Origin of the sequence: Pseudomonas sp. SG20052, from assembly GCF_031766055.1 — a bacterium.
Lineage (GTDB): Bacteria > Pseudomonadota > Gammaproteobacteria > Pseudomonadales > Pseudomonadaceae > Aquipseudomonas > Aquipseudomonas mandelii.
In genome coordinates, this window is the sequence record NZ_CP134498.1 from 1,053,610 (window position 1) to 1,065,617 (window position 12,008).

The following is a 12,008-nucleotide window of genomic DNA, read 5'->3' on the forward strand; positions in this document are numbered from 1 at the left end:
CCCCGGTCAAATGTGGGAACTAGCCTGCTAGCGATGGGCCGGCAGCTTTAATACTGAATTGTCAGCCTGAGCGCAGAATCGAACGATCCACCCTTACAGCCAACTCAGCCACCCCGGGCTTGGCATCAAACGTCACATCCCCACGCTCATCCACCACCGCCCGTCCAATCACCACGCCCTTGGATAACAACTCAAGCGGCGCTCCCCTCGGCGATTGCCCCAAAGCCAATTCCAGTTTCAATTTGATAGTCATTTCGATCTCCTTATCAGGCGACATTGCCAGTGGGTTTGTAGTCCTTGAGCAGCAAGTAAGTACTCCAGCCCCACCAGTCATCGACGGTGGCGGTGTCGTTCAGGTTGTTGACGTCCTTGCGCCGCAGCACCTTGCTGCCTTCAACCCGGAACAAGGGTGAAAAGTTGTTCGCAGGATTCAATACGGCTTGCAGATCCGGGGTCTTTTTCAAGGCGCCAAAATTATCGGGAACCGTGACGGTGCCGCTGAGATACGCCGCAAACACTTCATCCGCCGACACCTGCACCGCCTGATTCACCTGGACACGATTGGCGCTGTCGATGGCGTCGAAGTAGCGTTTGTCACCGTACCCACGCCAGTGATCGCCGTTGCCGTTGCGCACATTGAGGCCGAACTTGCTGTCTTCGTCGTGCATGAAGCGGGTAATCAGTGAGCCCAGATCACTGGGCGTGACCACCGCAGCCAACTGTTTACGCGGTACTCGTAAATGGCCGGCAGAAAACAGGTCGGTCAGGTAGTGATCGGCAAACGCGTTCATCGCGTAGGCCAGTTCCAGCTGCTTTTCATCGTTGCTGCTGTGAGCCTTCACCGCTTGTTGCAGGGCTGCCGTGTGCCCGGAGATATAGGCCAGCAGCGCCCATTCGGCAAAGTGGTCAGCATTATTGGCGGCCAGTTTCAGATAGCGCCCCAAGGGAAACAGCGCCGAGACGAAACTGCCGCCGCCCGTGATTCTGTTCCACTCTTCTGACAACGTATCTCCGAGTGCGTCATACGCCTCGTGAGGCTGTTTGCCGTCTTTGATTGCCTGTTTAACGGCGGCGATTTCCTTCTGCATGACGCCGAGGATCAGCTTGGCTTCGGCATTGGACGCCGGCAGCACCGCCAGCGAGTTGAAGGCATTGGTAAAGCGCTGGACGCGGTCGGCAGGCGTGGCGCCTTCGCTGACTGGTTGATCGGGAATGCCATAAAAGTCACCGCCCAGAGCGATGACCTGACCGTAAGTCAGCGCCAGTCCATTGGGTAAATGCAGCGCTACCTGCGAGGCGGGCACAGCGGGCGCGTCCTTGATAAAACGCAGCAACGTACCGTCACCGATGGCGGTGTGCTCGCCGCCCTCAAACCTCAGCTGTGGCTTGCCTTTCAAGGCTTTGCCAGGCGTAGCGTTAGTTGTTTGAGGTGCGTCGTGATGTTCGCCGAGCTTCAGCATAAGCGAACTGTTGGCGGTGACGGCGATACCGTCTTCAGTAAAAAGATCGTCCAGGTTCGCGATGATCTGTTCTGGTTTTTCCTGCGGTTGAGCGTGTAGACCTGACATTTCTGGCTCCTTGATATGTCGTCGGTATGATTCAAGATAGCTGTATGTATATACAGCTAATCAGAGCTTAGGTGAGAAACTTCCTACGTCAAGAAAATCCCCTTCCGACACAAATTTCCAGGCGCGACGATGAAATGCAGTTGACGGTTATTATTTAAGTTGTACGATGACCTACAACTCGGCCACAGGCTGAACGCTTTTCTCACACAAACGTTGCTACCCAGGGTGTTCGAATAATGAATCCACAAGAACTGAAGTCCATCCTCTCTTCTGGCCTGCTGTCTTTCCCGGTCACCGATTTCAATGCTCAGGGCGACTTCCATCGCGCGGGCTATATCAAACGTCTCGAATGGCTGGCCCCATACGGCGCCACGGCGTTGTTCGCCGCAGGCGGCACCGGTGAGTTCTTCTCTCTGGCGGCCAGCGAATATTCGGAAATCATCAAGACCGCCGTCGACACCTGCGAAAACAGCGTGCCGATTCTGGCTGGTGTGGGCGGTTCGACTCGCCAGGCCATCGAGTACGCACAGGAAGCCGAGCGCCTGGGCGCCAAAGGCTTGTTGCTGCTGCCGCACTACCTGACCGAAGCCAGCCAGGACGGCGTTGCCGCCCACGTTGAAGCCGTGTGCAAATCGGTGAACATCGGCGTGGTGGTTTACAACCGCAACGTCTGTCGCCTGACCGCGCCATTGCTGGAACGCCTGGCCGAGCGCTGCCCGAACCTGATCGGCTACAAGGATGGCCTGGGCGATATCGAGTTGATGGTATCGATCCGTCGCCGCCTCGGTGATCGCTTCAGCTACCTGGGCGGTTTGCCGACCGCTGAAGTCTATGCCGCTGCTTACAAGGCATTGGGCGTACCGGTCTACTCCTCGGCGGTGTTCAACTTCATCCCGAAAACGGCGATGGATTTTTACCACGCCATTGCCCGCGAAGATCACGCCACTGTTGGCAAGATCATCGACGACTTCTTCCTGCCGTACCTGGACATCCGTAACCGCAAAGCCGGTTATGCGGTGAGCATCGTCAAGGCCGGGGCAAAAATTGCCGGTTATGACGCAGGTCCTGTGCGTGCACCGCTGACCGATCTGCTGCCAGAAGAGTACGAAGCTCTGGCCGCGCTGATCGACAAGCAAGGTGCGCAGTAACACACCCGATTAATAAGGCCGCTGAGCAATCAGCGGCCTTTTGCGTGAGGAGATTGTTGTGGCTGATACAAAGCGTTTCGATAACTACATCAACGGTGAATGGGTGGCGGGCAGTGATTACTGCGCCAACATCAACCCGTCCGAACTGACCGACACTATCGGCGACTACGCCAAGGCTGATCTGGCCCAGGTCCACGCCGCCATCGACGCCGCTCGCGCTGCGTTTCCGGCCTGGTCGACTTCGGGCATTCAGGCTCGCCATGATTCGCTGGATAAAGTCGGCACCGAAATCCTCGCCCGCCGCGAAGAGCTTGGCACCTTGCTGGCCCGGGAAGAGGGCAAGACCCTGCCTGAAGCCATCGGCGAAGTGACCCGCGCCGGTAACATTTTCAAATTTTTCGCCGGTGAGTGTTTGCGTCTGTCCGGCGACTACTTGCCGTCGGTGCGCCCGGGTGTGAACGTCGAAGTCACTCGCGAAGCCTTGGGCGTCGTTGGCCTGATCACCCCGTGGAACTTCCCGATCGCGATCCCTTCGTGGAAAATCGCCCCGGCCCTGGCTTACGGCAACTGCGTCGTGCTGAAACCGGCCGATCTGGTGCCGGGTTGCGCCTGGGCGCTGGCGGAAATCATCTCCCGCGCAGGCTTCCCGGCCGGCGTCTTCAACCTGGTGATGGGCAGCGGTCGCGTGGTTGGCGATGCGCTGGTGCAGAGCCCGAAAGTCGACGGCATCAGCTTCACCGGTTCTGTCGGTGTCGGTCGTCAGATCGCCGTCAGCTGCGTCTCGCGTCAGGCCAAGGTTCAGCTGGAAATGGGTGGCAAGAACCCGCAGATCATTCTCGACGATGCCGACCTGAAGCAAGCGGTCGAGCTGTCGGTGCAGAGCGCGTTCTATTCCACCGGTCAGCGTTGCACGGCGTCGAGCCGCTTCATCGTCACCGCCGGGATTCACGACAAGTTCGTCGAAGCCATGGCCGAGCGCATGAAGTCGATCAAGGTCGGTCACGCGTTGAAAACCGGCACCGACATCGGTCCGGTCGTCTCGCAAGCGCAGCTTGAACAGGACATGAAGTACATCGACATTGGCCAGTCCGAAGGTGCTCGTCTGGTCAGCGGCGGCGGCTTGGTGACTTGCGACACCGAAGGCTACTACCTCGCGCCAACGCTGTTTGCCGACAGCACAGCTGCGATGCGCATCAGCCGTGAAGAGATCTTTGGCCCGGTGGCGAACATCGTTCGCGTCGCCGATTACGACGCCGCGCTGGCCATGGCCAACGACACCGAATTCGGTCTGTCGGCGGGCATTGCCACCACGTCGCTGAAGTACGCCAACCACTTCAAGCGCCACTCCCAGGCCGGGATGGTGATGGTCAACCTGCCGACGGCGGGCGTGGATTACCACGTTCCATTCGGCGGGCGTAAAGGTTCATCCTATGGTTCCCGCGAGCAAGGTCGCTACGCGCAAGAGTTCTACACGGTCGTGAAGACCAGCTACATCGGTTCGTAACGCAACACCCTCTGTGGGAGCGAGCCTGCTCGCGAAGGTCTTGAGGACGCGGCGGTAAACCTGATGCCCCGCGTCATCGTTGACCACCATCGCGAGCAGGCTTGCTCCCACAGAAAAACCAAAGATTCACCCGCGCATAAAAATAATCAGTGGGAGTACATGTACATGCAAGCGACCAAGCCGACTCACGTCCGCTATTTGATTTTGCTCATGCTTTTCCTGGTGACCACGATCAACTACGCCGACCGGGCCACTATCGCCATCGCGGGCTCCAGCCTGCAAAAAGACCTCGGCATCGACGCGGTCACCCTCGGTTACATCTTCTCTGCATTCGGTTGGGCTTACGTGGCCGGGCAAATTCCCGGTGGCTGGCTGCTGGACCGTTTCGGCTCGAAAAAGATCTACGCGCTAAGCATTTTCACCTGGTCGCTGTTCACCGTTCTGCAGGGCTATGTCGGCGAATTCGGCATGTCCACCGCAGTGGTTGCGCTGTTCATGCTGCGCTTCCTGGTGGGCCTGGCCGAAGCGCCATCCTTCCCGGGTAACGCCCGTATCGTCGCGGCCTGGTTCCCGACGGCTGAACGCGGCACGGCCTCGGCGATCTTCAACTCGGCGCAGTACTTTGCCACCGTGTTGTTCGCACCGCTGATGGGCTGGATCGTCTACAGCTTCGGCTGGCAGCACGTGTTTATCGTCATGGGCGTGATCGGCATCATCTTCTCGGGGATCTGGCTGAAGGTGATCTACAGCCCGCGCCAGCACCCGATGATCAACGACGCCGAGTTCAAGCACATCGCCGACAACGGCGGCATGGTCGACATGGACCAGGACAAAGGCAAAGGCAAAAAAGGCGACGGTCCGAAGTGGGACTACATCCGCCAGTTGCTGACCAACCGCATGATGCTCGGCGTGTATCTGGGCCAGTACTGCATTAATGGCATCACCTACTTCTTCCTGACCTGGTTCCCGGTGTACCTGGTGCAAGAACGCGGCATGACCATCCTAAAGGCCGGTTTCATTGCTTCGTTGCCGGCGATCTGCGGCTTTATCGGGGGGGTGCTTGGCGGGGTGATTTCCGATTACCTGCTGCGCAAGGGCCATTCCCTGACCTTCGCTCGCAAGGCACCGATCATCGCGGGTTTGCTGGTCTCCAGCAGCATCGTGGCGTGCAACTATGTTGATGTTGAGTGGATGGTTGTCGGCTTCATGGCCCTGGCCTTCTTCGGCAAAGGCGTGGGTGCGCTGGGTTGGGCGGTGGTGTCCGACACCTCGCCGAAACAGATTGCCGGCCTGAGCGGTGGCCTGTTCAACACCTTCGGCAACATCGCTTCGATCACCACCCCGATCGTGATCGGCTACATCATCAGCTCCACCGGTTCGTTCAAATGGGCGCTGGTGTTTGTCGGTTGCAACGCACTGGTTGCAGTGTTCAGCTACCTGGTGATCGTCGGTCCGATCAAACGTGTGGTGCTGAAAGAGCCGCCAGTCAGCGGTCCTGAAACCAATAACAAATTGTCTCAAGCGCATTCCTGAGGAGCGGCGTCATGCAGTTGATTGAACATTCCGACTCGCCGCGCTACATCCGCCTGCACGAGCGGGACAACGTCGTGATCGTGGTCAACGACCAAGGCGTACCGGCCGGTACCGAGTTTCCAGATGGCCTGGTGACGGTGGACTTCGTGCCGCAGAGCCATAAAGTCACCCTCGAGGACATTCCCGAAGGCGGCCAGGTGATCCGTTACGGCCAGACCATTGGCTATGCGTTGCAGCCGATCCCGCGCGGCAGCTGGGTCAAGGAAGATCAACTGCGCATGCCCACCGCGCCACCGCTGGACAGCCTGCCGCTGTCCACCGAAGTACCGGCGGCCCAGGCACCGCTGGACGGTTACACCTTCGAGGGGTATCGCAACGCCGACGGTACCGTTGGCACGCGCAATATTCTCGGGATTACGACGACCGTCCAGTGCGTGACCGGCGTGCTCGACCATGCGGTCAAGCGCATCAAGGATGAGTTGCTGCCCAAGTACCCGAACGTCGATGACGTGGTGGCGCTGACCCACAGCTACGGCTGCGGGGTGGCGATCACTGCCACTGACGCGTACATCCCGATCCGCACCGTGCGCAATCTGGCGCGCAACCCGAACCTGGGTGGCGAAGCCTTGGTCATCAGCCTGGGCTGCGAGAAATTGCAGGCCGGGCAGGTGATGCACGAGGGCGACAGCTCGGTGGATTTGAGCGAGCCGTGGTTGTACCGCTTGCAGGATTCGAGTCACGGTTTCACTGAGATGATCGAGCAGATCATGGCGCTGGCCGAGACCCGTTTGAAGAAGCTCGATCAGCGTCGCCGGGAAACTGTGCCGGCGTCCGAGCTGATTCTGGGCATGCAGTGCGGCGGCAGCGATGCGTTTTCCGGCATCACCGCCAACCCTGCGCTGGGTTATGCCTCTGATTTGTTGTTGCGCGCTGGCGCGACGGTGATGTTTTCCGAAGTCACCGAGGTGCGCGACGCGATTTATCTGCTGACCTCCCGCGCGGAAACTGAGGAGGTTGCTCAGGAGCTGGTGCGGGAAATGGACTGGTACGACCGTTACCTGGCCAAGGGTGAGGCGGACCGCAGCGCCAACACCACGCCGGGCAACAAGAAGGGCGGGTTGTCGAACATTGTCGAAAAGTCCTTGGGCTCGATCGTCAAATCCGGTAGCAGTGCGATCAATGGCGTGCTCGGCCCTGGCGAGCGCTTCAAGCGCAAAGGGCTGATCTTCTGCGCGACCCCGGCCAGTGATTTTGTCTGCGGGACGTTGCAGTTGGCGGCGGGGATGAACCTGCATGTGTTCACCACCGGGCGCGGCACGCCTTATGGTTTGGCGATGGCGCCGGTGGTCAAGGTATCGACCCGGACCGAACTGGCACAGCGCTGGCCGGACCTGATCGACATCGATGCCGGGCGGATTGCGACCGGACGCGCTTCGATTGAAGACCTTGGGTGGGAGTTGTTCCACTACTACCTGGACGTGGCGAGCGGCAAGAAGCAGACGTGGGCCGAGCAGCACAAACTGCATAACGACATCACCCTGTTCAACCCGGCGCCGATCACCTGACCTGTGGCGAGGGAGCTTGCTCCCGCTGGGGCGCGAAGCGGCCCCCAAAATGGGCCTGCTGCGCAGTCCAGCGGGAGCAAGCTCCCTCGCCACAGGTTACTCATCGCCTGCTCGACCAGACGCCAACGTCATGGGTGGCTTATCATTAGCCCCCTAACGACGCCCACCCAAGGTTCCCCCCGGCATGCTGGCTATCTTCCTCGAAACCCTGAACATCACCGCGCCGGTGTTTGCCATGCTGTTTCTGGGGGTATTGCTCAAGCGCATCGACTGGATCAACGACAACTTCATCCACACCGCGTCGGCCCTGGTGTTCAACGTCACCATGCCGGCGCTGCTGTTTCTGGGCATCCTGCATGCCGACCTGCACGCCGCGTTGCAACCGGCGCTGCTGATCTACTTCTCGCTGGCCACCCTGGCGTGTTTTGCCATCGCCTGGGGCTGGGCGATCTGGAAGTGCCCGCGTGAAGATCGAGGGATTTATACCCAAGGCGCTTTTCGCGGCAACAACGGAGTCATCGGCCTTGCGTTGGCGGCCAGCATGTACGGCGATTACGGGATTTCTCTCGGGGCGATTCTCGCGGCGCTGGTGATCCTGTTTTACAACACGCTCTCGACCATTGTGCTGGCGGTGTACAGCCCGGTGATCAAGTCCGATCCGTGGAGCATCTGCAAAAGCGTGATGGTCAACCCGCTGATCATCAGCGTGTTGGCGGCGGCGCCCTTTGCCTATTTCAAGATCGGCTTGCCGGGATGGCTGGAAACGTCTGGCCAGTACCTGGCGCAAACCACGTTGCCGTTGGCGTTGATCTGCATCGGCGGCACGCTATCACTGGCGGCATTGCGCAAAAGCGGCAAGATGGCGCTCAGCTCAAGTCTGGTGAAGATGATCGGCTTGCCAGTGATGGCGACGTTGGGGGCATGGCTTTGGGGATTTCGCGGGGCTGAGTTGGGGATTCTGTTTCTGTACTTCGGCAGCCCGACCGCCGCGGCCAGTTTTGTCATGGCCCGCCAGGCCAACGGCAATCATGAACTGGCGGCGGCGATCATCGTGATCACCACGTTGATGGCGGCGGTCACCACCAATGTCGGAATCTTTTTGTTGCAGTGGGGTGAGTGGATCTAGCGTCGGGATTTTCGCTGGTGTCCAGGGCTGGCAAGCCTCGCCCTGTAGGAGCGAGGCTTGCCCGCGAAGGCGCCAGTCCTGTAACCATAACTTTTGAAGACTCACTCAGGCTTCTGATAGCTGTCGATCACTTCCTGCGCCGCCCGAAACGCATCAATCGCCGCCGGCACACCGGCGTACACCGCGCAATGCAGCAACGCCTCGCGAATCTCTTCCACGGTGCAGCCGTTGTTCAGCGCGCCGCGGACGTGGCCTTTCAACTCCTGCGGGCACTTCAACGCCGTCAGCGCGGCGAGGGTGATCAGGCTGCGGGTTTTCAGCGGCAGGCCTTCGCGGTTCCACACGGCGCCCCAGGCGTGTTCATTGACGAAGTCCTGCAGCGGCTGGGTGAACTCAGTGGCATTGCCCAGCGCGCGGTCGACGAACGCATCGCCCATCACCTGGCGGCGGACTTCTACACCAGGCTTTTTGTTGTCAGTCATGGCATTTCCCTCTTGTGGTGTTGGCGACGCCAGGCGCGCAGCGATGTGAACAGCAGAAACGCCACCAGCGCCGGCAGGACGAAAAACAGCATCAAGTGTTCAAGCTTGCCGGCCAGGGGCATGCCGGTGGTGAACGACACCACGTGCAGACCGTAAGCGAGATACAACCCCAAAAACAGCAGACCTTCGGCGCGGGTCACCCGGTAACCGGTGTAGAACAGCGGCAGGCACAGCACCGCCACACCGAGCATCACCGGCAGGTCGAAATCCAGGGCATTGGGCGAGACCGACAGCGGCGAGGGGGCGACAAGCGCGGTCAGGCCGAGTACGCCCAGGAGGTTGAACAGGTTGCTGCCGATCACGTTACCCACGGCAATGTCCCGCTGACCGCGCAAGGCCGCGATCAATGAGGTGGCCAGTTCCGGCAGGGAGGTGCTGATGGCGACGATGGTCAGGCCGATGACCCGCTCCGACAGACCCAGATCGGTCGCAACCGCCACGGCGGCGCCCAGCAACAAATGGCCGGCGTAGACCAGCATCGCCAGTCCGGCGACGATCATCAGCACGCTGCTGAACCACGCTGCCTGGGGAGTTCCGTCGTGGGAGGGCGGACGGGTCGAGTGCCGCGACTGGCGCAGCAACAAGCCCAGGTACAGCGCCAGGGCCGCCAGCAGAACGATGCCGTCCATGCGGGTCAGCTCTTCATTCCACGCCAATACAAACACCAGCAGGCTGGCGCCGATCATCAGCGGAATATCCAGGCGCACCAGTTGCCGTGAAACCCGCAGCGGAATGATCAGCGCCGAAAGCCCCAAGGTGACGAGGATGTTGAAGATGCTGCTGCCGATCACGCTGCCGACGGCGATGTCGGCGTTTTGCGCCAGGGTGGCTTGCAGGCTGACCGCCATCTGCGGTGCGCTGCTGCCCAAGGCGACGATGGTCAGGCCGATGATCAGCGGCCGCACCTGCAAGCGCGCCGCCAGGCGCACGGCGCCACGGACCATCAGTTCGGCACCGGCGATCAGCAACAGCAGGCCGCCGAGCATCTCAATCAGGCTGATCAGGGGTAAATCGGCAAGTCCGAAAATGGTCGGGGCTCCGTCTGTTAATCGTCGAGGGCTTGCACGCGAACCCGTGCGGTGCCGCTACGGAGCATACCCAGTTGTTCGGCGGCCTCGTGTGAAAGATCAATCAGGCGCCCGCGGGTGTGCGGCCCGCGGTCGTTGATTCGGACCACGCAGGACTTGTCGTTATTCAGATTGGTGACCTTCACCCGCGTGCCGAACGGCAATTGGCGATGGGCGGCGGTCAGGGAATTCTTGTTGAAACGCTCGCCGCTGGCAGTGCGTTTGCCTTGGTGTTTGGCACCGTAATAGGACGCCGTACCGGTCTTGTCGTAGCCGTGTGGGTCGATGACATCGTTACTGGCGCAACCGGCCAGCAGAGCGAGCAGGGCGCAGGCACCCAGTAGACGCTTCATTTAAAGGTATCCACATACAAATGTGGGAGCGAGCCTGCTCGCGATGGCGGGCTATCTGACACATCAATGTTGGATGTGCTGCCGTCATCGCGAGCAGGTTCGCTCCCACAGGGATCGGAGCCAGGCTTTAAATCTGGCTCCATGCTCATCAGCCTTCGAGCTTGCTTTTCAGCAGTTCGTTGACCTGTTGCGGGTTGGCCTTGCCTTTGGAGGCTTTCATGGCCTGGCCGACGAAGAAGCCGAACATCTTGCCGCGTTTGGCTTCGTCTGCCGCGCGGTATTGCTCGACCTGCTCGGCGTTGGCCGCGAGCATTTCGTCCAGCACCGCCGAGATCGCGCCGCTGTCGGTCACTTGCTTGAGGCCGCGCTTGTCGATGATCTCGTCCGCGCTGCCTTCGCCGTTGGCCATCGCTTCAAACACCACCTTGGCGATCTTGCCGGAGATGGTGTTGTCCTTGATGCGCAGCAGCATGCCGCCCAGTTGCTCGGCCGAGACCGGCGACTGGTCGATTTCAACGCCTTGCTTGTTCAGCAGGCTGCCCAGTTCAACCATCACCCAGTTGGCCGCCAGCTTGGCGTCGCCGCTGATGCTCACGACTTTCTCGAAGTAATCGGCTTGCTCGCGGCTGGTGGCCAGGACGCTGGCGTCATACACCGACAGGCCGAACTGCGCCTGGAAGCGCTCGCGTTTCTGTGGTGGCAATTCCGGCAGCGTGGCGCGTACTTCGTCGAGGAACGAGTCTTCGATGACCACCGGCAGCAGGTCCGGGTCGGGGAAGTAACGGTAGTCGTTGGCTTCCTCTTTGCTGCGCATCGGACGGGTTTCGTCCTTGTTCGGATCGTACAGGCGGGTCTGCTGGATCACTTTGCCGCCGTCTTCGATCAGCTCGATCTGACGACGCACTTCGCTGTTGATCGCCTTCTCGATGAAGCGGAACGAGTTGACGTTCTTGATCTCGCAGCGCGTGCCGAATTCAACCTGGCCTTTCGGGCGGATCGACACGTTGCAGTCACAACGCAGCGAGCCTTCGGCCATGTTTCCGTCGCAGATGCCCAGGTAACGTACCAGCGCGTGGATGGTCTTGACGTAGGCCACGGCTTCCTTGGCGCTGCGCATGTCCGGCTCGGAGACGATTTCCAGCAGCGGCGTGCCGGCACGGTTCAGGTCGATGCCGGTGGCGCCGTTGAACTCTTCGTGCAGGCTTTTACCGGCGTCTTCTTCCAGGTGCGCACGGGTGACGCCGACACGTTTGATCGTGCCGTCTTCCATGGCGATGTCCAGGTGGCCCTTGCCGACGATCGGCAATTCCATCTGGCTGATCTGGTAGCCCTTCGGCAGATCCGGGTAGAAATAGTTTTTACGGGCGAACACGTTGTGCTGGCCGATCTCGGCATCGATCGCCAGGCCGAACATCACGGCCATGCGCACGGCTTCCTGGTTCAGCACCGGCAGTACGCCAGGCATGCCGAGGTCAACGAGGCTGGCCTGGGTGTTCGGCTCGGAACCGAACGTGGTGGAGCTACCGGAAAAGATTTTCGACCGGGTGGTGAGCTGGGTGTGAATCTCCAGCCCGATCACGACTTCCCATTGCATGTGTTTCT

Annotated in this window: 11 protein-coding genes; 5 read left to right on the forward strand and 6 right to left on the reverse strand. The window is 60.3% G+C overall.

The window, feature by feature from the left end; translation table 11 throughout:
• Positions 1-61: 61 nt before the first annotated feature.
• Positions 62-253 carry a hypothetical protein gene (locus RHP74_RS04630; protein ID WP_311098072.1) on the reverse strand — a complete coding sequence of 64 codons (192 nt, stop codon included), beginning with the start codon at positions 251-253 and terminating at the stop codon, positions 62-64.
• Positions 254-266: 13 nt separating this feature from the next.
• On the reverse strand, positions 267-1,568 hold the full coding sequence (locus tag RHP74_RS04635; RefSeq protein WP_311098074.1) for a phospholipase: 1,302 nt from the start codon (positions 1,566-1,568) through the stop codon (positions 267-269).
• Positions 1,569-1,804: 236 nt separating this feature from the next.
• Here RHP74_RS04635 and kdgD point away from each other — a divergent pair, with 236 nt between their 5' ends.
• From kdgD to RHP74_RS04660, 5 genes are all read left to right on the forward strand, one after another.
• A complete protein-coding gene (kdgD, locus tag RHP74_RS04640; protein ID WP_010463384.1) occupies positions 1,805-2,716 on the forward strand; it encodes a 5-dehydro-4-deoxyglucarate dehydratase in 912 nt (303 codons plus the stop codon).
• Positions 2,717-2,774: 58 nt separating this feature from the next.
• Positions 2,775-4,220 carry an aldehyde dehydrogenase family protein gene (locus RHP74_RS04645; protein WP_010463382.1) on the forward strand — a complete coding sequence of 482 codons (1,446 nt, stop codon included), beginning with the start codon at positions 2,775-2,777 and terminating at the stop codon, positions 4,218-4,220.
• Positions 4,221-4,385: 165 nt separating this feature from the next.
• The gene (locus tag RHP74_RS04650; RefSeq protein ID WP_010463380.1) at positions 4,386-5,753 is read left to right on the forward strand and encodes an MFS transporter; all 1,368 of its coding nucleotides are present in this window, start codon (positions 4,386-4,388) and stop codon (positions 5,751-5,753) included.
• An 11-nt stretch (positions 5,754-5,764) separates the two neighbouring features.
• Positions 5,765-7,318, forward strand: coding sequence for a galactarate dehydratase (garD, locus tag RHP74_RS04655; RefSeq protein WP_010463378.1), 1,554 nt, complete (start codon positions 5,765-5,767; stop codon positions 7,316-7,318).
• 184 nt (positions 7,319-7,502) lie between these two features.
• Positions 7,503-8,444 (forward strand): AEC family transporter, encoded by a 942-nt coding sequence (locus tag RHP74_RS04660; RefSeq protein WP_288112301.1) that lies wholly within the window; start codon positions 7,503-7,505, stop codon positions 8,442-8,444.
• Positions 8,445-8,545: 101 nt separating this feature from the next.
• Here the strand turns inward: RHP74_RS04660 and RHP74_RS04665 are convergent, their stop codons facing one another.
• The 4 genes from RHP74_RS04665 to gatB all read right to left on the reverse strand — a co-directional run bounded on the left by RHP74_RS04665 (position 8,546) and on the right by gatB (position 12,000).
• On the reverse strand, positions 8,546-8,926 hold the full coding sequence (locus tag RHP74_RS04665) for a carboxymuconolactone decarboxylase family protein (protein ID WP_010463373.1): 381 nt from the start codon (positions 8,924-8,926) through the stop codon (positions 8,546-8,548).
• Entirely contained in the window at positions 8,923-9,981 is a 1,059-nt protein-coding gene (locus RHP74_RS04670) for a calcium/sodium antiporter (RefSeq protein ID WP_282412071.1), read from the reverse strand. Before RHP74_RS04670 ends, RHP74_RS04665 begins: the two co-directional genes overlap by 4 nt.
• Before the next feature lie 50 nt (positions 9,982-10,031).
• The gene (locus tag RHP74_RS04675) at positions 10,032-10,406 is read right to left on the reverse strand and encodes a septal ring lytic transglycosylase RlpA family protein (protein WP_102594410.1); all 375 of its coding nucleotides are present in this window, start codon (positions 10,404-10,406) and stop codon (positions 10,032-10,034) included.
• A 148-nt stretch (positions 10,407-10,554) separates the two neighbouring features.
• Positions 10,555-12,000, reverse strand: coding sequence for an Asp-tRNA(Asn)/Glu-tRNA(Gln) amidotransferase subunit GatB (gatB, locus tag RHP74_RS04680; RefSeq protein WP_010463367.1), 1,446 nt, complete (start codon positions 11,998-12,000; stop codon positions 10,555-10,557).
• Between the last annotated feature and the right edge of the window lie 8 nt (positions 12,001-12,008).